This is a genomic window from Paucilactobacillus suebicus DSM 5007 = KCTC 3549, assembly GCF_001434475.1.
GTDB classification, from domain to species: domain Bacteria; phylum Bacillota; class Bacilli; order Lactobacillales; family Lactobacillaceae; genus Paucilactobacillus; species Paucilactobacillus suebicus.
Map to the genome: position 1 here is coordinate 1 of NZ_AZGF01000021.1, position 26,810 is coordinate 26,810.

Genomic DNA, 26,810 nt, shown 5'->3' on the forward strand with positions numbered 1-26,810 from the left:
CTAATTGGTCTAGTTATCAAGTGTTGCACTTGATTTGACAATTGAGGAACTAAAACTTTAGAAAAAGATACACTAGTTATGATTTTAAGCGAACAAGCTCCTGGATTATTAGGAATGACAGCTAAAATACCAGAAAACAATAGGTATGTTCTCAATCAACGTGTCGCAGAAATAAAACCAAATACAAATATAGGCAGCTATTTTTTATCTATGTCTATAAATAGATCACAAGCATATTTTAGCAAAAGAGGAGCCGGAACTAAGGTTCAAAATATTTCAAAACCAAACGTTGAAAATTTTGAATTCTATTGTCCTTCTGAAAGAGAGCAACAAAAAATCGGTTCATTCTTCAAACATTTAGATGACACTATCGCTCTTCATCAGCGTAAGTTAACTAAGCTTAAGGAACTTAAACAGGGCTATTTGCAAAAATTGTTCCCCAAAAATGGCAGCAAGTTCCCGCAATTAAGATTTTCAGGGTTTGCTGACGCTTGGGAAGAGCGTAAGTTGGGTGATATAGCTCCCTTACGTGGCGGTTTTGCATTCAAAAGCTCTAAATTCAGGAACACTGGTGTGCCAATTGTTAGAATTTCAAATATTCTTTCCAGCGGGGAGGTAGGTGGAGATTTTGCATATTATGATGAACAGGATAAGGATGACAAATATATTCTTCCAGATAAATCAGCAGTCCTAGCCATGTCAGGTGCAACAACAGGTAAGGTATCTATACTATCTCAAACTGATTATGACAAGGTCTATCAAAACCAGCGAGTTGGTTATTTTCAGTCTGTAGACTATATTGACTACGGGTTTATTTCCACAATCGTCCGTTCAGAATTATTCATGATGCAACTTGAGTCTGTTCTAGTTTCAGGCGCTCAGCCAAATGTATCGTCAAAAGAAATTGATTCGTTTAATTTTATGATTCCCATATTAGTTCAGGAGCAACAAAAAATCGGTTCATTCTTCAAACAACTAGATGAGACTATCGCTCTTCATCAGCGTAAGCTTGAAAAACTCCAAGAACTTAAAAAGGGGTATCTACAAAAGATGTTTTGCTGATTCTTAATTTGATCAAATTTAGGATCCTATGAAACCCCATGACTTAATTTTTATTGTGCTTGGTCAACACTTAATTCACCTGTATAATGGATTACGCAGGAAGTTTTAAGGGCGGTGGCTGTCTTTTCCCTTGCGAGGTGGGGCCCATGGGAACATGGAATAATCTTCAGGAAGGTTTCACAGTCAATGAGCGTCTTCCAGACACTCTCGTTGATGTTGCTGTTTGCAATGTTTATTTTAGCGTTGCTAACATACATCGACCAAAGGAACAAATAAAAAAGCCGCCCTGCGTAACTTTGGCTAGGTTACAGGGTGACTCAACTATCATTTCTTAACTAATGCCACCGCCTTTGAAGCGGCTTGCATGGGAAGTCTTGTTAGCGCAAGGCTTCCCTTTTCTATTACATTATAGCATGACCTTTAAAAACTGGCTAACGTTTCATGCTTCGATCAGATTCAGGATCAGGTTGTTTGATTTCCGGATTCTGTTCAGCAAATGCTTGTAGCTGTTTTTGCGTTCGCTTACTGATTTCTTGGTGCACATCATTTAATTTATTTTTTAGTTCTGATTTTTGTTGTGGGTTCCTTGCTTGCTGAACTTGTTGTTGCAAGCCTTGATAGGACTTATTAAGATCATGGGCTGATAGCTTTTTTAGATCATGCGCAGGCTCTTTTGGGGCTTCTTGTAAGCCTAATTGTTTGGTTAAGCCATCGCTAAGTTCAATCACTTTGTTGCTCACTTACTGAATCTCACTTAAAGCGCTATGGATTACGGCTTTATCTTTGGCCCAGGTGGCCACGTAACCGAGTGAGTAGTTGCTGGTATCAACGCCAATATTTTGCATGGCAACATACGCAACCGCTTCGGCTTGGGTTTCCTGATAGGCTCGTGGCCGATCTTTAAAGGCTGATTTTAATCCATGTAACTGACTATGTGCATATTCATGATATAACGTCTTCAATTTTAAAGCATTATCGGATTCATCACCACCAATAACAATTTCATTAGTGCTGGGTTGAAAATACCCTTTAGCCCCATTTAGCGTTGCTAAGGGTACTTCACTGACTTTAAGGTCGATTTGCTGGTTTAGAAGCTGTCTAGCATCTTTTAAGAAGTAACCTGATAAAAGCTAACGAAACCATCATGAGACTAGTGTTGAGCTTACGCTCACAGTTACGCCATAAACGGTGATAATTTTCCAACCAACTAAATGAACGTTCAATGAGCCACCGTTGGGGGATAACCGAAAATTGGTGTAACTCATTTCTTTTAACGACGATTACCTTGGCTGACGTTAAACTGCTAATCTCATTAGCAAAATTTTGGCCGGTATAACCACTATCAACCACCATGGTTCGAACCAATTTAAACTGCTCTAAATTAAGGGTAACGAGTGCAATCGCCCCGTCACGATCAGTGATGTTAGCCCGGGTAATATGGATCGCTTGCGGGAATCCATTGACGTCGACGGCTAAGTGCCGTTTAATCCCCGAGATCTTCTTACCACCATCGTAACCCTTATTTTCAGCGGTAGCGGTGTTCTTGATACTTTGGGCATCTAAAATGACGAACGAAGTTCGTGCTGATCGCCCTTGCCTTAATCTTCGATCAGCGACAATTTTTTAAAACCTGAGTTAATAAAGCTGGTTTATCAGGGGTGGGGGCTTTCGACCAATTCATCCAATAGTAGTAAACAGTGGACCACTTTGGAAAATCAGCCGGCAAATCACGCCAAGTACAACCATTTTTAAGGACATAGAGCATGGCACAGAAGATATCATAAGGATCAATGTGTTTTGGATGAGTTCGTTTTCTTGAAGCTTCCAGATCCTGGCGGATCAAATCGAATTGTTGCCGAGAAATATCGCTTTGGTAATGATGACTAAAATGTTGCATATGATCACCAACTTTTTTGACAGTAGTTTATCAAATTATTTGGTCAAAATCAAAGATACTAAACAGCTTCTAAGAATATATTCATAGTGTTGCACTTGATTTGACAATTGAGGTAAAATTAAAAAGTAATAAATTAATGATTGATTGGATTTGAAATTATGTAATCTTGGGAGAAGATTGAATATATCAGAACAATTATCTTGATCACAAAATGTAAGATATAATACTGATGGAGTTAATTGTTATGGATCGATATCTTTTACTTTGAGAACTTTGTATATCATGTAGACAATCAAAATAATATAAATTCCTATTAGGTATAGGTAGAACGGTAGGCCACATAAAAATCAACAAGATTAGAATGAGTTTGATACTGTCTTGCCAATCAGGAATTGGTTCATGCTTATTCATAAAAAATCATCAGTTCATCGGTTGAACCTGTCCATAAACAGAAAATAAACTTATTTTACTGTTAGCTCATTAATTAAGTAATACAAGGAATTGCGTGACTTTTTAGACAGTTGCTAAGTAGAGAAACGCTAAGTTGGCTTTAAAATTAAGGAGATGGGAGATTCATGAGTACGATCAATACAGAGCTTCAGAACAAGTTAAAAAAGACCGCGGCGGTTAAAGCTGCAGATTATGTTAAAGACGATATGATTGTTGGCCTTGGAAGTGGCTCAACGGTTACAATGCTGGTCGATGAGCTGGGACGACAGGTTCAGGAAGAAGGCTTGAAATTTACGGGCGTTTCCACGTCAATTTCAACAGCGAAGCAGGCTAAATCATTGGGAATAAAAATTGTTGATTTGGATTCGATTGACACAATTGATTTAACCATTGATGGTGCCGACCAGGTTGACAGTGATTTCAACGGTATTAAAGGCGGTGGTGGAAACCTGCTTTGGGAAAAAATTGTGGCTGCCAATTCTAAAAAGCTTGTTTGGATCGTAGACAAATCCAAAGTTGTTGACCGAATTGGTGCCTTTCCACTAGCTGTTGACGTAGAGCCTTTCGGCAGTCATCATGTTTTGAAAAAATTTTCCGATGCCGGGTTCAATCCGGTTGTCAGGACTGATAAGGACGGCAAGGTCTTTAAAACGGATTCAAATAACATCATTTTGGATCTTCACCTGCATGAAATTAACAATCCCGATAAACTGGCCGATACATTAATTAATACCGTTGGCGTGGTTGAACATGGCTTGTTTTTAAATGCGGTTAATGAAGTTGTTGTAGGCAAAGAAGGAGCGCCTCAAATTCTGATTAATTCTAAAGTCCATCCATCTTATCAATAAAATGTCACGTCTTGATTACTCATATTAAATTAGTCGGTTAGAGGAGCCATATAACTGTGGTTCTTGACCGTTCAATCATAAAATCCTATTAAACTAATCTTTAAGACTGGTTCAATAGGATTTTTGGGTGCAATAAATCACATAATAAAATGTGTTATAAGATACAATTATTTGAGTTTAGCCATATTATTCGATGACGGGACTTGAATTATCCGGGCAACCTCGATCGTTATGATAAAAGTCGAAATAATTAAAAATGAGATTGACGACAACTCCGCAAATGAGCAGAATGAATCCATAAATCAGTGATCCCATTAATTTTTTATGACTCAAATTCGCTTTTTTACATAGAAGTGTGCCCTGTCAAAGGAGATCTTAGTCGTTTTCAAGATTACTAATGGCATTACTATTGTCAAGCAAAGCTTGCTTTACTTTTTCACTTATAGTGTTTTTTGTTTATCTTGTTTTTCAGATTCCATGTAAATCAACTCCTGTATTGTTACATAATAAGCCTAATTTAACACAAAAACATTGCGCCTCGTTATCAATTTAGTTGTTATTACATTAAAAAGCCAAACTCTTTTCACACTAACAACATAAATGAGTTCTTAGCTTTCTTCGGCACGATACTTTTCAATCCGATATAAAGTTACCGGTGCAATTCCCAACATCCGCGCAATCTGCCGTTTGGTTAATTTCTCTCCCTGTTCCCGTCGCGTTAGCAAACGACAGGCTTCTTTATAAATAAAGCGTTTCTGACGATTCGGTGAATGTGGTCCATATTCACGAACTTTACCATGATATTTTCCCTGCCGTTTAGCAATTTCAATCCCTTGTCGCTGTCTTACCTTGATTGTCTCACGTTCTTCTTGGGCCATATATTTATAAAGCTCAATAATGATATTGGTAATCAAGTTACGTAAGTTAGGGTTTTCAATACTATTAAAGCTCGGTAAATTTAAAATGTTTAAGGTGGCCCCCTTATGGCGAATGGCTTCCATAATTTCTGTTAAATCGGCTGAATTTCTACCTAACCGATCTAAACTTAAGACAATTACCTCATCATCGTCACGAAGATAATTCAGCATGGCTTGAAGTTGTGGGCGGGCAGCATTTTTTCCAGAAAGTTTCTCTTGAAAAATTTTTGTTACTCCAGCTGCTTGTAGTTGTTCAATTTGCCGGGCTAGATTTTGCTCACGAGTACTAACACGTGCGTAACCAATTTTTGTCGTTTTCAGAACGCCTCCGGAACACTTATATGTAACTAATAATAATCCAACTTTCGATTGAATACAATAGGGTAGATCGTAACGTAACGGATTGGGGGATTCGAGATAACTTCTTAACTGGACGGGTTCAATATTGGTATAACCAGCATCATCAAAGTATTGGTAGTACCAAAATATTATCTAATCTCAGAAAAGACCCGGCCGTCACCGAACAGGTGACGTTAAAGCAAGTTAAGCGGATTATGAGCAAGCTAGGCATTCGTTGCCAGGTTCATCAGAAAAAGCATTCACGAATCAAACAACAGGAGCAATACTTACAAGATAATGTTTTAAATCAGCGTTTTGGCGTTAACCAACCAAACCAGGTTTGGTTAGCTGATTCAACGGAATTGACCTATGGTGTTAACGGTCAGTATAAAGTGCGTTTGAGTGGCGCGCTGGATCTTTACGGTCGCCATCTAATTGCCCATAAATTAAGTGAAACTGAAACTTCGAAGGCAAAAGTTCAGGTTTTTCAACGGGCCTTTAATTTTGCGGGTGACGTCCACCCTGTAGTGCATACTGACCGAGGTTCGGCATGCACATCAGGAACATTCAATAACTTTTTGGCGCAACATGAAGTCACCCGTAGTATGTCACGACCAGGGACGCCGTATGATAACGCACCAATGGAACGTTGGTGGAACGAGTTCAAATTGCGCTGGATTGATCGACACGCTAAACCAGTTACCTATAAAGAATTAGTGGCCTTGGTCGAAGAAGGCATCAACTATTTTAATCAACTAGATCGTTCACCAGCAAGAAACGACCTCACCCCAGCGGAACACTGGAATGAGGCCGTTTAAGCAAAGCAAAACTTATATTATTTCAAATGACAACTTGACAGGGACTAGTACAACTCAGGGGGCTTTACTTTAATATTTCCTGTAGATATTAGCCTTTTTTAAATTTTAATTATGCCTAGAAGCCTATGTTAGAAGTTATAGTCGCCGCTACTCATAGCTTCAGCATTACCCATTAGATAGCCAGCACCAACTTGTGAGAAGAAATCATGATTGGCCGTTTCGGTTGAAATTCCGTTCATTACGATTGGGTTGATATCTTTAATCTCAGCATTAGGGAAGCGGGATTCAAAGCCCATATTTTGGAGTGCCTTGTTGGCGTTGTAGTGAACGAATTGTTTAACGTCTTCCGCTAACCCAATCGGCGCGTAAACTTCTTCGGTGAACGCAAACTCGTTCTCAAGGAGATCGTCGAGCAACTCATCCATCCACTTTTTGAATGTTTTTTGTTCAGTCGCCGATAGCTCGTTATATCCCAATTGAAATTTGTAGCCGAGGTAGGTACCATGAACAGATTCATCGCGGATCACCAGTTTGATAACTTCAGAAAGATTTGCCAGCTTATTGTTACCACGGTACCAAAGTGGGGTAAAAAAGTTGGTATAGTACAAAATTCCTTCAAGAAAGACGCTTGCAACTTTCTTTTCAAGGTTGTTTCCCGTTTGATAAATATCATTGATCCGTTTGGCTTTGTATTGCATTCTGGGATTATTGTTCATCCATTTGAATACTTCGTCAACAGTGGCTTGATCGTTCAAAGATGTCAAAATAGTGCCGTAGCTTTTGGCATGAATTGACTCCATCATCAAAAAGTCATTGAGGACTGCTGCTTCTTTTCGTGTCCGAACGTCGGGCCGCATCACGTCGACTCCTTCTTCAGATTGGAGTGTGTCCAGCAAGGCTAATCCACCCACAACCCGATTGATAACCGATTTTTCGGTGCCAGAGAGTGTCCGCCAGTCCCGTAAATCATTAGAAACAGGTACTCGCGTATCCAGCCAGTATTGTGCCGTTGCTTTATCCCATACATATTCGTCAAGTTCGTCTTCGATGATGTCCCAATTAATTGTTTTATAGCTCATTAGTTGAATACTCCTTAAAAGTCGTAGTCGTCATCGGTCATTTTTTCAGTGTCCGATTCATTGTTTGCAGCCGTTACCTGTTGCAAAAATTGATTTTGATCAATCATCAGTTCTTTGAGTTGCGCCACTAGTGAAGACGGTTGAACTTCGTAGACAGCGTTAAAGCCAAGTGACATTAATGCATGATTGGCACCATAGGAGGCCAGATTGATGGCTTCGGTGGCATCGTCAAGGTTAGCTTCTAAGAAGTCTTTTTCAGTTTGCATGAGTTGATCAAACTGTGTATTAATCCAATACTGCAGTTCGGTTTGATCACTTACAGTGAGTTCTTCAAATCTGAGGCGAAATTTGTAACCAATATAAGCACTAAAAAGAGCGCTACCGCGGAGAATATTAGCCAACATTTGGTAAGTATTGACGAGAGCCTGTGTTTGAAGTATTGTCCAGTATTTACCAAACGAGAGCCCAGTTTCAGTCAGAATAAAAAGGGCTTTTTTCTGTAAGGCCATATCGCTAGTGCTCATTTGGGCTAGTTGGTCAATTTCAGCTTGCAGATTGGCATTATCATCTGCCCAAGTAAAACTTTCACCGCCGTTACCCGGAATCAGAGCCCGGAAAATGGTCGTACAGCTTTTGGCATGGACTGATTTCATAAAGGTAATGGTGTTTAATACGGATTCTTCTTGTTGAGTTCGCCGATCGTGGCGAATAGCAGGGGTGCCAACTTCTGATTGGTAGACGGCTAACATTGATGTACCTGCCAACATACGAGTAATGGCCTGTTGTTGAGTATCTGATAGCTGTTGCCAAGCCGTTTGATCATTCGTGATGGGAATCCGAATGTCCAACCAAAAGTTAGTGGTGAGTCGTTCCCACATGTATTTATCGAAATTATCTTTAATATCATCCCAGTTAATTGCTTTGTAGTATAAGTAGTCCATCGTTATTTGTTCGTCTCCTTAATTAGGATTCATGGGTATATGGGTCTTGTGACCCAATAACGTATGCCGGTGTGTTAAACGGACGGTAAGACCCCAAGTGAATTTCCTAGATCATGCATGATTCACATTCATTTGCCGTTTTAATTTCATCGTCTTCTGTAAACGTTCGAATGTAATAAAGTGACTTAATGCCTTTTGTCCAGGCGTAATTCCGTAACCGGTTAAGGTCTCGGGTTGTCATCTTTAAATTGTTATTGTCCTTCCACTCGTAAAGGTCAGGTTTCAAAACTGAACGCATAAATAGTGTCAGACTCATGCCTTGATCAATGTGCTTTTGAGCTACGGCATAGGTGTCAATAATTTTTCGTTGATCAATATCATATGCGGGTGTGTAGTAAGGCAAAGTTTCGTTAGACAGGTAAGGTGCTGGATAGAAGATTGAGCCTACCTTATTTTCCTGACGTTGTTCTACTAATTGTGTGATTGGATGAAGTGATGCACTTGTTTCATTGACGTACGAAATTGACCCGTTCGGTGCCACAGCGAGTCTATTACGATGATAAAGGCCGCCAGTAATCACAGCTTGCTTAAGTGCCTTCCAATCTGTAACAGATGGTAATTTAATATTTTTGAAGATTTTTGCAACTTTGGTACTCTTAAATTTAAAGTCTGCGTTCAAGTATTGATCGAAGTAACTGCCATCAGCGTACTTTGATTGGTCAAATTTAGCGAAGGTTTCGTGGCGTTCACGGGCAATTCGATTGCTCGTAACGAGTGAATAGTAGTTTAAAGCTAGGAAGTAGGCATCAGTAAATTCAAGGGCCTCTGGTGAGCCATACTCAATTTGGTGGCGTGCAAGGGCAGTATGCAGACCCATAGCCCCTAATCCAATCGTGTGGTAAAGTTCGTTACCATGTTTAACAGTCGGTACTTCCTTAACGTCGGTTGTGTCAGTTACGAGGGTGAGCGCACGAACAGCAACCTCAACTGAGTGACCGAAGTCCGGCGAGTCAATCATATTCATGATATTAGTTGATCCGAGATTACATGAAATATCGGTGCCAATTGTCTTGTACGATAGGTCATCATCAAGTTTTGACGGTTCTTGAGGCTGTAAGATCTCACTACAAAGGTTACTCATAATAATTTTGCCATCGACAGGGTTAGTTTGGTTGGCCGTATCAATGTTCAAGATGTAAGGATAACCAGATTCTTGTTGGAGTTGAGAAATCTTTTGTTCTAGTTTCCGCGCGTTAAAAACTGACTTCTTAATATTGGGGTTAGCGACCATGTTGTTATATTCTTTGGTGATATCGATGTAAGCAAATGGCGTACGATATTCACGTTCGACATCATAGGGGCTAAAAAGATACATTGGTTCGTTAGTCTTGAGTAATTCATAATATTTATCAGGAACAATCAAACCGAGGGACAAGGTCTTCACCCGAATTTTTTCGTCTGCATTTTCCTTTTTGGTATCCAGAAAATGTAAGATGTCAGGATGGAAGACGTTGAGATAAACCACTCCGGCGCCGTTCCGTTGCCCAAGTTGGTTACTGTAGCTAAATGAGTCTTCAAGTAACTTCATCACTGGTACAACGCCAGACGAGGCGTTGGAAATCTGCTTAATAGGATCACCTGAGGCGCGCAAGTTTGACAGGTTAACGCCGACGCCCCCACCGATTCGAGATAGTTGAAGGGCAGAATTAACGCCGCGTCCAATTGAGAGCATGGAGTCGGCCACATCGATTAAAAAACATGATACCATTTCACCGCGCCGTTTTTTACCCGCGTTGAGAAACGTGGGGGTGGCAGGCTGATAACGTTGTGAAATCAATTCATCGGCAACGTCATTGGCAAGTTGTTCATCACCATTAGCGAGATAGAGGGCATTGAAGACGACGCGATCGACAAAGTCTTCCAAAAATTGCTGGCCATCATTAGTTTTCATGGCATATTGTGTGTAGAACTTGTAGGCACCGAGAAAGCTGCGAAAACGAAAGTGATGGTCTCTCATTTGGTCGAACAAGGACTGCACAAACTTGTGTGAGTATTGTTCCAGGATACTTGGATCGATATAATCTTCGTCAACCAAGTAATTTAACTTGGCATTTAACGAATCAAATTGCTTGGTCTTCGGTTTAACTGTCTCTTCGAAATAAGCCTTTAGGGCTTCTTGATCATAATGTAGCGGAATTTCTCCGTTGCTTGGGATATTTACGAGGTTATTTAAGTAAAAATAGGTATTTTCCATTTCTGGGGTGCTAGTTACCATTAGGGATTACTCCTTCGTTGTTTGAAAACAAAATTGATTGCGATAGGTTAAGATGGCATCGGCAATGCGAGGAATGTCGTGTGCAGTGCCACGTAGCTCAAAATCGGTAATGTAAGGAAAATCGAAGCGTTTAGCATATTGTTTAGCCGTGAGTGCAAACTGCTTATTAAAATTACGATTACCGCTACCGATAATACCGTAGCAATGCTGGTAATTGCCTTCGTACGCGAGGTAATCTCCCAAAATAGTGGTTAATATTTCAGTATAACCGTTATTAACCCCATTACCACCTTTAAGAAAGGCTGGTAGGAAGGTAACAAACGGCTGGTCAAGAGTGGTGAATTCAGGGTGTTCTTTAACATTAATTGAACTAACCCGAACATGACGTTCTTTCTCAAAGTATGTTGTCAGTCTGCTAATAAAACATTTCGTGTTGCCACTCAAACTGATGTAGAGAATATTTATGGTTTCCGTAACTAATCATCGTCCTTTTTCTATATATAGTGGTTAGGCGATCATCATAGCACTATATGTAGTATCTGTGCAAATTGGTGGACGATCTGATTGATCTACAAATTGTGTTGAATATAAAGATTCATGCGAGGTGGCTAAAATGGGCCCACCGTTGGTATTTTAAGCTGCACTAAGAGACGATAAACGGGACTTTTAATGAATGGAAGCAAGCTCCCAGGACCCAGCTCACAGTTTGCACCAAAGGCCTTATTATCAATTGAGAAGAGCACACTGTACGGTTCATGATCAAAAAATATTTTGATTATGTCTACTAGTTTTTACCTTTGTTTTAGTACAAAAAAACGTGCGTCCCCTAGAACTATTAGAAAGTTAATTTAAAATAGTCGAAGGATAATTAAAGGCATGCTATAATGCGGGGAAGAAAAAGAAGCCCTGCGTGAACGGAGCTTCTCAGACAAGCCGCTTTAAAGGCGGTGGTCTAGATTACAAAATACATTGTCGCCTTGTAACCGACCAAAGTTACGCAGGGCGGGTTTTTATTTGTGGTGCTTGTCGATATAGCTGAGGAGCGCGATTAAAAACGGGCCAAACAGCAATATCAACGAGCGTGTCTGGAAGGCGCTCATTGGCTGTGAAACCTTCCTGAAGATTATTCCATGTTCACATGGCCTCACCTAGCAGGGGATCAGACTGTCCTTTATTAAAAAGTGCAGCGACTTTTTCGAAATACGATTTATCTAATAGATGCTCATTATGTTTCATCTTTTATACCTGTTTCCATTTGGAATTCAGATAAGAAATCACGCATATACTTTGTTCGACGACTGGCTTCTTGCTTTCCCGTTCTGGTATTCATTGAACTTGCTAATTTCAGCAGCTTTTCATAAAAGTGATTGATGGTTGTACTTTTGTGATGGCGATAATCATCGTGTGTTTTGATTTTCTTCACTGATATTTTGGAATCATATATTTCCTGTCCAGCGTGCCCGCCGTAAGCAAATGCACGTGCTATGCCGATTGCACCTAGTGCATCAAGTCTATCAGCGTCCTGAACACATTTACCTTCGTTAGAAAGCTGATAATGGTGTTCAATGTTGTCAGCATATGACATATGTTGGATAATATCTAAAATGTCTTCTCTAGCCGGAGTTGTAATATTCTCATGGCTAAGTATAATTCGTACTCCTCTCAGTCTATTCTTTTTATCTGCAGTGACTTTTTAGTCTATGGTGTCATGCAAATAGCTAGCTGCTTTCACAACATACAGACCAATATCAGTTTCATTTTTTTAAAATCTTCTATATATTTTTTTTGAGCTAGCTTAGCCACTCTTTGGGCATGAAGAAAATCATGCCCAGTTGGATCAAAGGCCATATTTTCTTTAGAAAATGATTTTATATACTATATTTAATCTATTTCGTTTAGTATCCTTTACTATATATAATAAGGAGGCCTCTAATGCTAGTTTTTCTGTCAACATCATTCATACCATCCAATGATAAGATGTGGTCACGAGTTGGCATAAATAAAAATCAACAATTCCCGCCATTGGCAATAGATTTAGGATGACGTTCCCTTAATTTTGAATGGTGTCCATGGTCTTAGTTAAATTTTTCTTGTTTCTGCCCAATTGATTCAATTCAGTAACTATGACAACACCACCTTAACAAATCATAATTTGGATAATAGTATGTTCCATTTGAAAGCTAAGCCTTATAATTAGCATAGGGTTAATAGCTCTAATCAAAATACCCACAAAAGGCCTGCTCAACTAACAATTGAGTAGGCCTTTTGTAGTACAAATTAATCCTTATCACAACTAACCTCAATAGCACAACAGGTATAAATAATGCTTAAAATCCCTAAATAAATTTCTCTCACAACTGTTTAATAAAGCGGCAATCCCCGTCGTACGTGATTAATTAAACATTCAATTCTTAAAACACCTATTTTTAAATCGACTTAAACCTTCGCTGTTGCGTGCGTTTACTAATCCCCGTATTTCGTTCAATCATCTTATAAGTCATGCCTTGTTTTCGCAACTCATAAGCAAATCTGATCTGTTCATCAGAATACGTTTTCGGTCGCCCTTCCCGAAACAACGGATCATGTTGCTTGGCATACAATTTACCTTCTTGTGTGCGCGTGACAATCATATCGCGTTCAAACTGCGCAAAGGCGCTAAATATTGTAAAGACTAATTGGCCAGTCGGCGTATTGTCAATTAAGCCCATATTCAAAATGTTGACTTTGACATTTTCTTTAAACAACTCTTGGATAATGGCTAAGGCCTCGCGCGTGTTCCGTGCAAACCGATCCAACTTAGTAACAATCAAAGTATCGCCTGTTTTTAGAACGCGCAACAGTTTTTGAAACTCCGGTCGTTCGGTAGTTGTGCCGGTAAACTTTTCCTGAAAGATTTTTTCTGCTCCTGCCAATTTTAGTAACTCAATTTGATTTGCTAATTTTTGATCAGTGGTACTGACCCGCGCATAGCCATATTTCATCTTTTTATCTCCTTACTTATGTCATTAAGTAATGACACGGTTCTAACCCTTTAATTATACAGCATCAAAAAGCAGGCCACAACTGTTGAGTTTTGTCGCTTAAAGCATAGCACTAGGGAGGCTTAGATGCCTTTTTTGTTATCAAAAAGGGCCTAGTACTTTTGGAATGGAAATACTTTCCAACACCAAAAATTCTAGACCCAAAAATACTGACAGTAAAATTAATCATTACGGTTTAAACCGCCGACAAATTAGCACTTTATTGCACAATTAAGGGACTTTTACCCAAAAACGATTGCAAACTGTAAACTTATTAGTTATAATCGCTTTGTGAAATTGGTACTAATTGTTTTCAAAACTTCCGAAAGAAGGCATTTGTATAATGGCTGAACGTAGTTATGACTTTCTGATGCCCAGCGTCAATTTCTTTGGCCCTGGTGTCATTAGTAAGATTGGTGATCGAGCAAAGATGTTAGGGATGAAAAAGCCCGTTATCGTCACGGATAAGTTCCTTGAAGGTTTAAAGGACGGCGCCGTGGAACAGACTTTGGATTCTTTAAAGGCTGCTGGTGTGGACTACGTTGTTTACAACAACGTTGAACCCAACCCTAAGATTCGTAACATCAAAGAAGTTAAGAAACTTTACGAAGAATCCGGTGCGGACTCCATCATCACTGTTGGTGGGGGTTCTGCTCACGATACTGGTAAAGGTGCCGGCATTATTTTGACTAATGGCGACGACATTACCAAGTTGGCTGGGATTGAAACACTCGACAAGGCTTTGCCACCATTAATCGCCGTTAACACGACGGCCGGTACTGGTTCTGAATTAACCCGTCACGCGGTTATCACGAATGAAGAAACCCACTTGAAGTTCGTGGTTGTTTCATGGCGGAACATTCCGTTGGTTTCATTCAACGACCCAACTCTGATGCTCGATGTGCCTAAGGGCTTAACCGCAGCTACTGGGATGGATGCCTTCGTTCAAGCCGTTGAACCTTACGTTTCCGTTGACCACAACCCTATCACCGACTCACAATGTGTGGAAGCTATCAAGTTGATTGAAACTTCCCTTCGTGAAGCCGTTGCTAACGGCCACAACTTGGACGCTCGGACTAAGATGGTCGAAGCTGAAATGTTAGCCGGGATGGCCTTCAACAACGCCAACTTGGGTTACGTTCATGCCATGGCTCACCAACTCGGTGGTCAATACAACGCACCTCATGGTGTTTGCTGTGCCTTACTTCTACCTTACGTTGAAGAATATAACATCATTGCTTGCCCAGATCGTTTCGCCCAATTGGCTGAAATTATGGGTGAAAACACTGAAGGCCTATCAACGCGGGATGCTGCCGAATTAGCCATCAAGGCCATGAAGCAATTATCCGAAGACGTTGGTATTCCTCACTCAATCAAAGAAATTGGTGCTAAGCCAGAAGACTTTGAATTGATGGCTGAAAATGCCTTGAAGGATGGGAATGCTTTCTCTAACCCTCGTAAGGGGACAAAGGAAGATATCATCAAGATTTTCCAAGCTGCCTACGACGCTGAATAATTTAACGTAATATGATGAAAAGCCGCCGAATTTCGACGGCTTTTTTAGTGTTTGTGCGTATACCCTAGTGGCCTTTTTTGGCTTAGTGCTATTAATTCAGCTTTTCTATATTCAATGACCTTAGTTCCTCTTTTTTGAAGTATTGTGTCGCAAAGCAAAAAGAAGGTTGTATGCCTAAGTTTGTACCAGCTTCATTACCATAATTTGATTTTTTGTATGGAAACACAATGCCCAATCTGAATTCGTTTTGTATTGAGTACTTCATTGACTTCGTTCCTAGCATGCCTCGGCCAACTTGCTCCACAGACTTTTTACCTTCAAAATAGTCTTTTTCAAGTTTGTCCATTCTATTTACATAATCCGTGATATACCAAACTTTTCGAGCAAATATTGTTGTTTCTTTTAGGATACCTTCTCGCTTACCTGCTTGGCACTCCTTAATTACACTCAATAAGTGAATCATATTTTGATAAGGAATAAAAATAAAGTCACGATTCTTGCCTAATTTTTCTTCGCATTTTATTAATGAGCATGATATTTCTTCCTTTACAAAACCGTTTTTGTCAAAGGAGTTTATATCTAGTTCTGTAAAACTAGTTATAAAAGCTGGCATGTCTAACGCTAGCTTTTCAAGTTTTCCCTCAAATTTATCATCAATTAAGTTATCAGCAGCTTCTTCACTATTTTTTGTAAAAGTATCAATATTTGATAACCATATAGATTTGAGATTAAAAAAGTTTTTCATATACTTTCTGTCTACAAATTTGATATAACCAACAGTGTTTTTTAATCTCAGCAATGCAATTTGAACATTTATTTTGTAGCTGTTTATAGTTTCCGATTTTAAATATAGGTTTAATGAATTTTCTAATTCTTTGATTCTTAAATATTGGCTTAATACATCTTTTGACTCTTTGTTACCATTGCATATCTTTTTAACTTTAATACTCTTTGACATCTTAGCTTCTTCTTTCTTATTTGTTTTCAGTTGCATTATTATTTTTAAAATTATCAAGAATCTTACTGTTTTACGTCACCAACTCTTTAAACCTTCTTCCAAATTTCATCGTGTTCTACTAGTAATATAAGGATTAAACTTAAAATTAATCTTTCTAAATTGGTTCTCACTAGTAATATAGCGATCCAACGAATTTGTTCTAAAGCTTGGATAGTAATACAGATTCCCTGTATAATAAATCAAGTAGAGAAGTTAAGGCGGTGGCTATTTCCAATCGGAGGTGGTGCTTATGGTGTTAAACCTTTAAAGCCCATAAATCCTAACGAAAGGAGTAGCCTAAGTGTCCGTTGCGGACGCTTTACAATTAATGCTGGCTTTCGGTATGTTTATCGTAGCCTTAATCGCATTAATTGTTGATCTGATCAAAAGTCAGCAAAAAAATAACCGCCTTAGCTCTGGCGAGCTAGCGGTTATTAAATATCGCAATTAATTCAAAAATAGTCACTCTAAAAGATTTCGAGTAACCCCTGCCCCGGAATCTTTTTTTGGCAACTAAATGGTTGACCTGTAGCCAACTTCAGCTTGTAGACTGAATGGCGTGTTAGTGAAAAAGAAAGGATGATTTATGAATGCTCAATATAAACTGAAATTGAGTGCGCGTGGCTGACTTAGTTGTTTTATCACTCGATATTTCCCGGATTTTTTTATTAATTGACGTAAATAATTATTGACAGCCAGACCACTTTGTTGTTACATAATATTCAATCGCATAGGGTGTCAAGACACCCTATGCGATTGAATATTATGTAACCAAAAGGAGATTCTGGCTTTGAGGAGAAAAGAGATCTGGCAGTCTGCCATTGTAAGAACATTTAGCCCTAAGTACTTATTCAGTGATTTATTTCAAGTAAGTGATTTCAAAAGAATATACCTATTTTTTTTGTTACTTATTCAACTAGTATCGTTTTTTTTAATATTCATTAATGGTAAAATTCAATTTCAGTTTTCACCAACAATCATCAATAATATAAGTCTATTAGCAGCCATTACTGGAGTATTAAGCGTCGTCTTAGTCGCTAATGGAAAAATAACGAACTATTTTTGGGGAATTGTTGAGAGCATTGCCTATATTTACGTTTCATTTGAAAGCCATTTGTATGGCGAGGTTTATTTAAACCTTTTCTTTATTTTGATGGATTTCATCGGCATTTATCAATGGACTAAAACTGAAAAACCTCAGCAGGAACAAAGCAAAAAGAAGGTAACTGCAAGGTCAATGTCAATTCGTGGCTGGTTTTTCCTGGCAATAACATTAGTATTGTCTTGGTGGTTATTATCCCTATTTTTATCTAGAGTACCCTTTATTACTCCACAGTTAGATCCACATCCTTATATAGACTCAATGAGTACGGTGCTGCAAGTCTTTGCTATGATATTAATGGCGTTTAGATTTGGTGCAAGTCAATGGTTGTTATGGAATATTTCGCATATCGCAGAACTAATATTATGGACTGTCAATTTTAATCCCGTTATGTTGGCCTTGTGGATTGCATTTTCAATCAATTCAATTTACGGATTTTATGTATGGACGTTCAAACTAAAGGATGGTGCACAGGAGCGTGACGCGATAGTATGACGTATTCTTTTAACAATTCCAGTTCAGAAAAATTCCAGCAAATTTCTGGTAGTCAATTCCAGGAAGATTCCAAATTGCTTTCCAATGCACCTAACATTACACTGCAAACACAACTAATAAAACCCGCTGCCATCATGATAATTACTAACTCTGGCAAGAAGAGAATTGTCAGTGACGAGTCAGTAGAAATAAAACCAGGTCAAAAATTAGTTTATGATTTGGGGTCCCTTTACGTCGGTTACTTTACTGTAAAGTGTCAATCTGTAGGTTCTCCGATGGATGCGCCTTTACTCTTAAAAACACGCTTCGCTGAAATTCAAACAGAACTAAATATTGATGCCAGCCAAATTAAGAGTTGGTTACCTTTATCTTGGATACAAGATGATATACAAACCATTGAGGTGTTGCCAAACCAATTAAGTTACCGTAGACGGTTCAGCTGTCGATATATTTGTTTAGAACCTATCGGACAATCCCTTAAATGGCAACCGGAATTTAAAGAGCCTATTTTTAAAGCGGAAAGTGCGGTATTGAATGACACTGTAAAGCCCTTGAAGCATGTATCTCAATGGATTCAAGATATTGATCAGGCTTGCATTAAAACACTTCGTAATACAATGCAGGAGGTCTTCGAAGATGGCACAAAGAGAGATCAGCGATTATGGGTCAGTGATTTTGAAATACAGGCAAAAGTAAACTATGCAACGTTTAATAATCATGAGTTGCCCAAACGGTGCCTTTATTTACTTGGCAGTTATATAGATGACAAAGGACGACTTCCAGCTGATGTCTTGACAAGGTTGGAAGAACCCGTTGCTGATGATTTGTTTTGGTTCGATTATGAACTACTCTTTATTGTTGCACTTAAAGAATATATGTGTGCCACATCAGATGAGTCTCTGCTATCAAATTTATATCCAGTAGCCAAACGCGCATTCAAATTTATCCAAGATCAATTAACAAACACGTCAACAGTTGGAAATCGCAAGGATATTTTTATTGATTGGTCCACCCATTTTAACAAAGAAACGGCTGTTCAGGCCGAACTCTTGATGGCAATTTCGAGTTTTATAGAATTGGCCCAACTTTCTAATGATAAAGATGTTAAACTTTATACCCAATTTTTTGTGCAAGTAAAGAAACAATCTTTGACAGAGTGCTATAACTACAATGAACATCAATTTACTAGCGGTTCACAAAAAGAAATTAATCCATTAAGTCAAATTTTTATGCTGCTGACTGATCTTCTGCCTGAAAAAGAAACGCAATTAGTTATTGATCGTTTGCAATCACAATTTGACCTTGAAAAGATTCTCACTACTCCAAGTACACAGGGGCTTCTAGCAGAAGCGCTTTTCAAACACAATCGCAGTGATGAAGCATTGACTGTTATCAAAAATTATTGGGGAGGAATGTTGAGACAGGGTTCCGATACATTTTGGGAAGTTTTTGACAAAGATAATTTGTCCTATTCACCGTACGGATCGCCTTTGCTTAATGGATACTGTTTCGGTTGGAGTAGTTACCCATCCTATTTATTTAGAAAATACTTGCAATAACAACAATCAACATTAACTCTGATTAGCTGCTGATTTTGACAAATAATCTTAAAAATCAACTAAACCCTATTTTGAAAAAATTTTGTGGCGCCATTCGATAACTTTTCAATCAATATCAACCGCGCGTTGACTATTTTCTTGCTCGATAGCAATCAACAGATCTTAATGGCATTTTAAAACGACATGCTAGACCTCTCTGAACATTTTAACCACTTACTATCACGTACGCGTGGTGCTAGTTTGTAATAATACAAAAAAATTAACAAAAAAGTCCAACACAGTTAGACTCATAAGTGACTAAACTTAAAAGGAGTCCTAACGATGTTGAACCATCCTAAGTTTAAACAAATTCGTCACGATTACAAGGTAACTATCATTATTTTTATCAGCTGTGCCAGTCGCTTTACCAGCGCTATTGCCCACGTTATGTGACGCAACGGCGTAATGTGGCGCACGTTAAAATCGATGACTGTCGATTGTTGGCGCTACTGTGTTTACAAACAACGCTTGGTATCCAATCACAACGCCGTTTTTGGCGCTTGATGACCGCCTTTATGCCGCAAAAAATCACCATTAGTCGGTCACGGTTCAACCGTCGCGCACTACAATTATTACCCGTGGTCAATGCGATCCGTACTGGTTTGACGCGTGAAGCAGCCCAACCTGGACAGATCGCAATCATTGATAGTTTGCCGAATCCATTGTGTGAACCAGTACATAAATTTAGAGCACGTATTTTTGCTGAGCAAGCTAATATTGGCTACAATGCCACTAAGCAAATGTCGTTCTATGGGTTTAAAACCCACATGCTAGTAACCACTGATGGCTACATTCTGAATTATGTGGTGACTGCCGCTTCGGTCCATGATACAAAAGTTGCCGTTAGCTTGATTGATGATTGTCCTTGTCCAATTGTTTTGGCCGATGTCGGTTATGTAGGCAAGCGACTTGGCGCTGGATTTAAGCAATTAGGCTACACGTTATGGACACCATACCGTTCGAATATGAAGGGGGCCAAGGAACATAATAAGCGCGCGCTCAAGGCGTTACGTCGCACAATTGAATCGCGTTTTTCTACCTTAGTTAGTGATTTTGGAATTGAAACTAACTTAACGCGGAGTGCCTTTGGCTTTCAACTAAAAATTGAACTGGCAATTTTAGTCTATAATTTAGGATTTTTTAATTTTGTGACGAACTAGCACCACGCGTACCCTCTATCTTATTATTTACTGGAAAATTCATTTCCGTTTGGTCGGAATAAAATTACGAATAAACTGAAATCGTTTATGTTCATGATCGATATATAAATAGCCAAAAATACTGAAAAATAACGCACCAATAAAATTAACGAATAGATCTTTCATAGTATCGATCACGCCAACATCGAGATAGCCGTTATGGATCACAGTAGTCACTTTTTTGCCATCAGCGGTTTCACTTTCAATCGTCGTTCGTTGAATATCTTTCAGCTGGACCACTTTATTGTTACGTTGGCCTAGATCCACGCTATTGATTTGGCGCACAATGCGATCCTTTTGCATATCCATATTCAACCAACGATCCGCTGAAAATTCGACAAATTTCCAAGCAACCCCGACCGTCATTGAAAAACAAAACGTGGTCACCGCAATAAATAGCGGTGTTAATTTCAGAATTGTTATATTTTCATTCAACAAATAAATCAGCGAAAAACCGACTCCAGCAGCCAAAAACCCACTTAGTGCGTGTAACGCTGTGTCCCAGACTGGAATATGACCATAAAAGTCATTTAGTTCACCTAACACTGTTGAGCTAAAAATAAAACTGATTACGATCAATTCTAGCAAACTAGGTATATTAATATGCAGATAAGTTTCAATTAAATATGGTAGCATAAACAAAATTAATGTCAGCACTAATAAAGCGACGTGTGACCATTCTTGCATATAAATGCTATTGCCTAACATAAAAATGACAATTAACCGATAAAATATATAAATCAGCGTCACGATTTTACTTGCGGTAGTGGTGTGTGCCGTAAAAAATTTCATAAAACGCCCCCAATCATCGTTGAATCCGTATAATTTCCTGATTTAAGCTTATGATATTAGTGATGCTAGTTCAAGTCGGGTGCAAAATAAAAAAATCACACCAATTTAAATAGTGTGCCCAGAAAATCTTTTTCTATGAAATAACTTAGTCTGAATCGTCGTCACTACGACGTAATCATAATTCGACCGAGCTACCTTTTCACTGACAAGCTTATCAAACTACACTTTTGACTGAGCCATTGGAATTCAACAATTAGCGCAGCAACAATTCGGTGCCCTAAATATAGTTTTCTGAATGTTTTAACCATCAAAACTCATGTAGGCATTATTATCACACCTGATAATCCGCATCTAGGTTGCGTACTTTTAATGGCAAATATAGCACCCATTGAACACATATGTGTACATTTATCTTTACATTTTGATTACAAGTGCATACCCCCATCTTCATGCCGGTTTCTAGTTTGATGTTGCCGCTGCTTTTTCGTCATTGCCCACTCGGTCTCTTTTAAGCCACGTAATTGCTGCTTTCTTAGATAGTCTGTGTTCTTCGCATATAAAATGGTTATTAAGGCTTCGTCCAAAATATTAGTCAGGTAGTTTTTCGGGCTAGTTGGGTAATAATTGATCGCTTGATAGTCCTTAATTTGAGCTTGCTTATATTGATCAAACCGCGTTGTCTGTTGTTTCAAACGGGCTTGCACAGTTTCAATTTGTTTGTGATCCAACTTAGGATCTTGGCTACATTCGCCGATAAACAGTTGCCGAGTGCCATCATGTTTTAAGACCCGTTGTAATCGGTGGTTCTGAATATCTTTTAATTCCATTTTACCTAACAGGTAATTCAAACCAGCTTGGTGTTGCTGACTAGTAAAGACTACCGGTGGCTGCTGTTGTAATTGACTAAGATCATTGGCGCTTAATGGCTTTAATTCTGGGTCATAGTAAACCACAGCGGTATAGATTTGCTCCTTGTCAATCGTCTCTAGCTTATCCAGGTCACTGTCCGGAAAAGCAGTCGTTAGAATGCTGTCGTATTGGGTTTGCACCACGGCTTTAACTTCCCGAACGACCCGTAAATCTTTCACCGCTTTAGAAATGAATTCGAGTTCGTTAGGTTCATAAGCGGCTAGTATGCCCCGATCAGTATGCTTCAAATCGTCTAACTGGTGACCATGTTTGGCTAGCACCGTGGTTAATTGCTTCTCAATTGTTTGGGCTTGCTGATTAACTAACTGCCAACTGGTATATGGCCGCTTGGTAAACGTCAATAATTGCTGGGTTAATAAGTCGTTTCGAATATCCGCTAACCGTTCTGCCAATTCGCTACCTTTGAAAATCGTTTGTTCACTATTAGTTTCTTTAATCAGTTCCCGACGTTCAGCCGCGGTTGTCTGTTCAAAATCAAGTTCCGGATAAAGCTTTTTCGTTGCTCGTTCCACCACTTTATTTAACAACTGATTAGCTTGTGCTAGTGATGCCGTTTGCTGGTCAATGGTCAGCAGTTGTTTGGTTACATCTTCACCAACCGCGTGTTTAATTAATAAGCTGTTTTTCCAATTAAAAAGCATGCGCTGTTTATCATCTAAATGCTCTAAATCGACATAGGTTTTCAGTTGCTGACTTAGATGACTAATTGTGTGTTTTTCAGAGAATGATAGCTCGTCAGTTAAAGCGTCAAAGTGTTCATGATTTCTAATCTTTTCGTCAAGATTATGATATTTAGCTTGGGCGCTTCTTTGTGCGCTAACTTGTTGATTAAATGCTTTTCGTTCGTGTCGTTTGCTATTGATTCCCTCATGCTGAGTTGGGGTATCATCTATTCCTTGATCGACAAAAGATTTCTCACTAATCCGATCCGGAATATTTTTTTGTGCTAAAGACTGATTGACACTCAACGCCCAATTATGCCGCCACTCATTAATTTTTTCTTTTTTATCCCAATCAACCAACCAAATTTTTCTTTGTTTTGGAAACCCACTTTTGGTTAAAAGTTGCTTGCCATTTTCATCTTTAATGTACTGCGTCTTTGCTTTTAATCCCCAAGTACCATCAAGATTAAATGGGCGATTAGTCAACATCACATGTGCGTGCGGATTGTCCGGGTGATCGCGATGAATAGCTACATCAGCTACCATGCCTTGATCAACAAAGTTTTCTTGCACGTATTTAGTTAATAATTCTTTCTGTTCATCTGCGCTTAACTCAACTGGTAAAGCCACGTTAAACTCTTTGGCATACCGCGAGTTTGATTTACGATCGTTCTTTTCAACTTCATTCCATAATTTTTCTCGATCACTGGCCCATTCTGGTGCATTTTTGGGGGTTAAAATAAAGCTTTCTGGAATTACCAATCGGGCATAGAAATATCGGCGACCTTCTTTATCATCAAATAATTTTTCACCACTTCGATAAGCCGCACTGGCAATCGCACTTCGTCCTTTACCAGCACTAATATTACTAAAACTCATGTGAAAGATTGCCATATTAGTTACCTCCTTACTTTGATCCTATGGGTTTGCTTTTGTTGTCGCCATTGGCGACTTCTAATACAGGTTTTTTGGGGTTAGCACAACATAGAATTCATTCTATGTGTAAGTGCGCATTGATCTCGTTTCACTCGGCCTTCTAATTCTCTTAACTTTAACTTAGTGTATGCCTTCCGCTTCGCTATTTCAACTTCTATCCTTTGACTTAACGTTTCTTATATGATATAGTTTCGGTGATTATTTCTAATATGATTGGAGGGATCGTTATGTCTCAAAGTAACTTAGAAAAACAAGAATCTAAATTAAAAGCCCTTAATCAAAAAATTAAGGACGAAAAAAATAAGATTGAACAACGTCTAGGTAAACAAATCATCAGTCAAGCCAATTTAGATTATGCTAATTTGTCTAACGATCATATTAAGCTTTTAGCCAAGCAATTTTCTGAATTTTTAAAGGTAAAGTCCGTAGATCATTAGCCATACGAGATGGGGAAATTTCATGTCTAATCAATATGAAAAACTAGTTGAGCAACAAGCGCGTTTAAAACAAAAAATTGAGCGGGAAGATTTTAAATTACGGCAATCTAAATACTATGAAAATCGGCAAGCCCGCAAAGCCCGTTCTCGCCGATTAATTCAAAAAGGTGCTTTATTAGAAAAGTACTTTCAAGCTAATAACCTCTCGGTCGAACAAACCGAAGAACTTTTAAAAACATTCGCTGACTATGTCAACGCCCATAAACCGGATAAATTAAAAAACGATCAACCTAATAACTAGGCCGATCGTTTTTATTTTCAGGATTGTTTTTTGGCTTAATTTCTGGATTGTGTTTAGCAAAGTCTTTTAACTGTTTTTGAATTCTTTGTGTAAGCTCTGCTTTACTTTCTTTGTGCTTCCTTTTACTTGATCGCTGTTGAATTATCTTTTGACCCTTACCTCTTATTTTTGATTTTAGGTCAAGCGTAAAATCTGAAATTTTATTTTGATCTAGCTTACTTAAATGACCGATTTCTTTAAAGTTTAAACCGGCTTTGGGAAAGCGATAAATATTACCAAGATCGACCCAGGAAGGTTTCTTCAACCCAGCGGATTGCCAATCTTGAATCGGATAATATTGTTGCTTGATATAAGCCGACTTCTTTTCATACTGACTAGTAATTTTAAAAGCCTCGACCGTCTGTTCCGATACCCGACGAATTAAAACTGGCCGAGACTTGCCACCGTTAGTTTCTACAAAACTAACGTATAGGCTGACTAAGTCATTAGTCATCATCTGGATCGTTGAGCCAATCAGCGACCTCTTTAGCGTCTTTGAACTCGGTGACTGGTGTCCCTTCGGTCGCCTTTAAAAAGCGTAAATTAGCTCTTTCTTCTTCGCTTAAAGACGCATTAAAAGGTAAAGCACCATTAGCAACAATCCGCTTGTAAAACATGTTAATGGCCGTGGTTGGATTTAAGCCCAATTCGCTTAAAATTGCTTCGGTATCATCGGCCAAATCTTTATCAATCTTGACTTGGACCCGTTTCTTTTCCTTAACTGCCATGATTGTCTCATCTCCTTTCTTTTACTGCTACCATTATACTACCTTTTGAGTACCTTATCAATAGATAAAGCCCTGGCCTCAAATCACTTGAGCTTGGCGTTGATCTAAAGGCTGAACTTTTGAGCTGGTTAGCCTGGTTAGCTCTGGCGCTCATTTAAAAGCCCCTATTCTTATGTTTAAGCCATTTAAATCTAGCTTAAGTATAAAGGGGTTAGTAAGTCTTAAAACCGATTAGAAAGGATTTTGTAGCCTTTTAGGACTAGTAGTACAACCCACTGTTATCGTTGTCGGCCGACTTTTCTTCTTCGGGGTGTTTAGCCGCATATTCTCTAGCCGCTTGTTTATTCCACCAAATCCCAAATAGGTTTTGCATGGTGCCGTATAAGTAGTTCTCCACGTTCTTGATATGCTTCTCATTGCTTCTTAGGGCGTTAAAGTAGCGTCTTAAGGCTTTAGTCATCAAAGGTTTTAGTTCCTCGTCGTCAAGCGGGATTATGACGCCAATATCTTGATGATCCTTTTCAACTCGGTACTTAGCATTTAAGATAATGCCAATGAAGCGCCGCATTTGTTGCGGAGTGCGGCACCAGAAACTTAGTAATTGCACGGCTTCGGGTTCTAAGAAAACCGGTAAGCCACTGTCTTCATCAGTTAAGAAGTCATTAGCATGGTTCACCAAATCCTGGTTTTGCTTTTGAATTTCTGCTGGTGAAAAATGGGCTGTGGAAAAGTCCAACTTTTGAGTATCTATATTGTATCTATTAGTATCTATGTTTTTAAAGTCTTTATATAGATCGTGTCCGATTTTCGGATTTTCGCTCGTAGTAAGGGGTTGCGGGGTGTCGTCAACGAACTTTCGCGAACGTCCGATTTTCGGATTTTCGCTCGTAGCAAGGGTTTGCGCGGTCTCCCGCGAACGTCCGATTTTCGGATTTTCGCTCGTAGCAAGGGTTTGCGGCTCTTTTTGAGCATATTCACCGCGTAAATAGACGTCAGTTGACTGCATATCTAGTTCGGCCAGGTAAAGTCGATTGGGTTCGTTTTTTCCAGTTTTGGGATTGAAATGCATGGCTTTTTGATAAAGTAGTCCTGCACGTTCCAAGTCTTTTTTAACGGCTGCTAACTTATCATTTGAGCAGTCGAATAAATCTTTAAGTTCTTGATTGGTAAAAATAAAGTAGACGTGCCCTTCCTCATCAATCCAGTGATTGCGTAAAGAATACTCTAGCCGGGCTTTTAGTACCATGTAAGCTAGCTTAGCGGCATCACTTAAATGTTTGTATTGCTCGCCATACATTAATACCTTAGGAAACTGGAAAAACAAGGCTCCATATACGCTATTGGCGTCATAGTAATTGAAATCTGTTGATTTTGTCATAATAAAAACTCCCTTTCTTGACTGACACACGCTGTCTCAAAAGAGAGTTGCTAA

23 protein-coding genes and 4 pseudogenes are annotated in these 26,810 nt (G+C 38.9%); 11 read left to right on the forward strand and 16 right to left on the reverse strand.

Annotation, left to right across the window (positions count from 1 at the left end; translation table 11 throughout):
• Window positions 1–78 precede the first annotated feature (78 nt).
• Both FD16_RS08470 and FD16_RS13160 read left to right on the forward strand, forming a co-directional pair.
• Complete coding sequence (locus FD16_RS08470; protein ID WP_010623233.1) at window positions 79–1,062, forward strand: restriction endonuclease subunit S; 984 nt, start codon at window positions 79–81, stop codon at window positions 1,060–1,062.
• A gap of 213 nt (window positions 1,063–1,275) precedes the next feature.
• Window positions 1,276–1,338: a putative holin-like toxin gene (locus tag FD16_RS13160; RefSeq protein WP_235778184.1), complete on the forward strand. Its 63-nt coding sequence runs from the start codon at window positions 1,276–1,278 to the stop codon at window positions 1,336–1,338.
• Window positions 1,339–1,493: 155 nt separating this feature from the next.
• Here FD16_RS13160 and FD16_RS08480 read toward each other — a convergent pair.
• Together FD16_RS08480 and FD16_RS12595 are read right to left on the reverse strand one after the other, a co-directional pair.
• Window positions 1,494–2,162: pseudogene (locus FD16_RS08480) on the reverse strand (ImmA/IrrE family metallo-endopeptidase); the annotation flags it as partial.
• Window positions 2,161–2,959 (reverse strand): IS5 family transposase gene (locus tag FD16_RS12595; RefSeq protein ID WP_405045384.1). Its coding sequence is split into 2 segments (ribosomal slippage): window positions 2,161–2,680 and window positions 2,679–2,959, totalling 801 coding nucleotides; the frame shifts between segments, so codons are not numbered across the junction. The pseudogene FD16_RS08480 and the gene FD16_RS12595, both read right to left, overlap by 2 nt.
• Window positions 2,960–3,534: 575 nt before the next feature.
• Between FD16_RS12595 and rpiA the strand changes: the two genes are divergently transcribed.
• Window positions 3,535–4,257: a ribose-5-phosphate isomerase RpiA gene (rpiA, locus tag FD16_RS08490; protein ID WP_010623237.1), complete on the forward strand. Its 723-nt coding sequence runs from the start codon at window positions 3,535–3,537 to the stop codon at window positions 4,255–4,257.
• Window positions 4,258–4,865: 608 nt separating this feature from the next.
• Here rpiA and FD16_RS08495 read toward each other — a convergent pair.
• Window positions 4,866–5,495, reverse strand: coding sequence for a recombinase family protein (locus FD16_RS08495; protein ID WP_029508456.1), 630 nt, complete (start codon window positions 5,493–5,495; stop codon window positions 4,866–4,868).
• Window positions 5,496–5,584: 89 nt separating this feature from the next.
• On the opposite strand from FD16_RS08495, the gene FD16_RS08500 reads away from it, so the two are divergent.
• Entirely contained in the window at window positions 5,585–6,331 is a 747-nt protein-coding gene (locus FD16_RS08500) for an IS3 family transposase (RefSeq protein ID WP_120769734.1), read from the forward strand.
• Window positions 6,332–6,459: 128 nt separating this feature from the next.
• On the opposite strand, the gene nrdF is transcribed toward FD16_RS08500, so the two are convergent.
• From nrdF to FD16_RS08530, 7 genes and pseudogenes are all read right to left on the reverse strand, one after another.
• Window positions 6,460–7,410, reverse strand: a complete 951-nt coding sequence (gene nrdF, locus FD16_RS08505; RefSeq protein ID WP_010623240.1) for a class 1b ribonucleoside-diphosphate reductase subunit beta — start codon at window positions 7,408–7,410, stop codon at window positions 6,460–6,462.
• A 14-nt stretch (window positions 7,411–7,424) separates the two neighbouring features.
• Window positions 7,425–8,351 (reverse strand): ribonucleotide-diphosphate reductase subunit beta, encoded by a 927-nt coding sequence (locus FD16_RS08510; protein WP_010623241.1) that lies wholly within the window; start codon window positions 8,349–8,351, stop codon window positions 7,425–7,427.
• A 106-nt stretch (window positions 8,352–8,457) separates the two neighbouring features.
• Complete coding sequence (gene nrdE / locus FD16_RS08515) at window positions 8,458–10,605, reverse strand: class 1b ribonucleoside-diphosphate reductase subunit alpha (RefSeq protein ID WP_029508458.1); 2,148 nt, start codon at window positions 10,603–10,605, stop codon at window positions 8,458–8,460.
• 27 nt (window positions 10,606–10,632) lie between these two features.
• On the reverse strand, window positions 10,633–11,091 hold the full coding sequence (gene nrdI, locus FD16_RS08520) for a class Ib ribonucleoside-diphosphate reductase assembly flavoprotein NrdI (RefSeq protein WP_076625626.1): 459 nt from the start codon (window positions 11,089–11,091) through the stop codon (window positions 10,633–10,635).
• 545 nt (window positions 11,092–11,636) lie between these two features.
• Entirely contained in the window at window positions 11,637–11,726 is a 90-nt protein-coding gene (locus FD16_RS13165; protein ID WP_220096012.1) for a putative holin-like toxin, read from the reverse strand.
• A 125-nt stretch (window positions 11,727–11,851) separates the two neighbouring features.
• Window positions 11,852–12,474, reverse strand: a pseudogene (locus tag FD16_RS08525) (HD domain-containing protein).
• A gap of 578 nt (window positions 12,475–13,052) precedes the next feature.
• Entirely contained in the window at window positions 13,053–13,607 is a 555-nt protein-coding gene (locus FD16_RS08530) for a recombinase family protein (protein WP_010623245.1), read from the reverse strand.
• 382 nt (window positions 13,608–13,989) lie between these two features.
• On the opposite strand from FD16_RS08530, the gene FD16_RS08535 reads away from it, so the two are divergent.
• On the forward strand, window positions 13,990–15,162 hold the full coding sequence (locus tag FD16_RS08535; protein WP_010623246.1) for an iron-containing alcohol dehydrogenase: 1,173 nt from the start codon (window positions 13,990–13,992) through the stop codon (window positions 15,160–15,162).
• Between the two features lie 91 nt (window positions 15,163–15,253).
• Here FD16_RS08535 and FD16_RS08540 read toward each other — a convergent pair whose 3' ends face one another.
• Window positions 15,254–16,120 (reverse strand): hypothetical protein, encoded by an 867-nt coding sequence (locus tag FD16_RS08540; protein ID WP_235778183.1) that lies wholly within the window; start codon window positions 16,118–16,120, stop codon window positions 15,254–15,256.
• Between the two features lie 340 nt (window positions 16,121–16,460).
• Here FD16_RS08540 and FD16_RS08545 point away from each other — a divergent pair.
• The 4 genes and pseudogenes from FD16_RS08545 to FD16_RS08560 form a co-directional block, all read left to right on the forward strand.
• Window positions 16,461–16,559, forward strand: a pseudogene (locus FD16_RS08545) (putative holin-like toxin); the annotation flags it as partial.
• A 390-nt stretch (window positions 16,560–16,949) separates the two neighbouring features.
• Window positions 16,950–17,756, forward strand: coding sequence for a nicotinamide riboside transporter PnuC (gene pnuC, locus FD16_RS08550; RefSeq protein WP_010623249.1), 807 nt, complete (start codon window positions 16,950–16,952; stop codon window positions 17,754–17,756).
• Window positions 17,753–19,315, forward strand: coding sequence for an alpha-L-rhamnosidase-related protein (locus FD16_RS08555; RefSeq protein ID WP_010623250.1), 1,563 nt, complete (start codon window positions 17,753–17,755; stop codon window positions 19,313–19,315). The genes pnuC and FD16_RS08555 overlap by 4 nt, the downstream gene beginning before the upstream one ends.
• A 321-nt stretch (window positions 19,316–19,636) precedes the next feature.
• A pseudogene (locus FD16_RS08560) lies at window positions 19,637–20,514 on the forward strand (IS982-like element ISLpl4 family transposase).
• A gap of 39 nt (window positions 20,515–20,553) precedes the next feature.
• Here the strand turns inward: FD16_RS08560 and FD16_RS08565 are convergent.
• Window positions 20,554–21,345: a DUF2238 domain-containing protein gene (locus tag FD16_RS08565; protein WP_010623252.1), complete on the reverse strand. Its 792-nt coding sequence runs from the start codon at window positions 21,343–21,345 to the stop codon at window positions 20,554–20,556.
• 425 nt (window positions 21,346–21,770) lie between these two features.
• A complete protein-coding gene (mobQ, locus tag FD16_RS08570; protein WP_010623253.1) occupies window positions 21,771–23,831 on the reverse strand; it encodes a MobQ family relaxase in 2,061 nt (686 codons plus the stop codon).
• Between the two features lie 251 nt (window positions 23,832–24,082).
• On the opposite strand from mobQ, the gene FD16_RS08575 reads away from it, so the two are divergent.
• Window positions 24,083–24,310, forward strand: a complete 228-nt coding sequence (locus FD16_RS08575) for a hypothetical protein (RefSeq protein WP_076625629.1) — start codon at window positions 24,083–24,085, stop codon at window positions 24,308–24,310.
• Between the two features lie 22 nt (window positions 24,311–24,332).
• Window positions 24,333–24,611, forward strand: coding sequence for a hypothetical protein (locus tag FD16_RS08580; RefSeq protein WP_003646133.1), 279 nt, complete (start codon window positions 24,333–24,335; stop codon window positions 24,609–24,611).
• On the opposite strand, the gene FD16_RS12920 is transcribed toward FD16_RS08580, so the two are convergent.
• The 3 genes from FD16_RS12920 to FD16_RS08595 form a co-directional block, all read right to left on the reverse strand.
• Window positions 24,601–25,107: a hypothetical protein gene (locus tag FD16_RS12920; protein ID WP_010623255.1), complete on the reverse strand. Its 507-nt coding sequence runs from the start codon at window positions 25,105–25,107 to the stop codon at window positions 24,601–24,603. The genes FD16_RS08580 and FD16_RS12920 overlap by 11 nt on opposite strands.
• Window positions 25,097–25,378, reverse strand: a complete 282-nt coding sequence (locus FD16_RS08590; protein ID WP_010623256.1) for a type II toxin-antitoxin system RelB/DinJ family antitoxin — start codon at window positions 25,376–25,378, stop codon at window positions 25,097–25,099. Before FD16_RS08590 ends, FD16_RS12920 begins: the two co-directional genes overlap by 11 nt.
• A 259-nt stretch (window positions 25,379–25,637) precedes the next feature.
• Window positions 25,638–26,756, reverse strand: a complete 1,119-nt coding sequence (locus FD16_RS08595) for a replication initiator protein A (RefSeq protein WP_010623257.1) — start codon at window positions 26,754–26,756, stop codon at window positions 25,638–25,640.
• Between the last annotated feature and the right edge of the window lie 54 nt (window positions 26,757–26,810).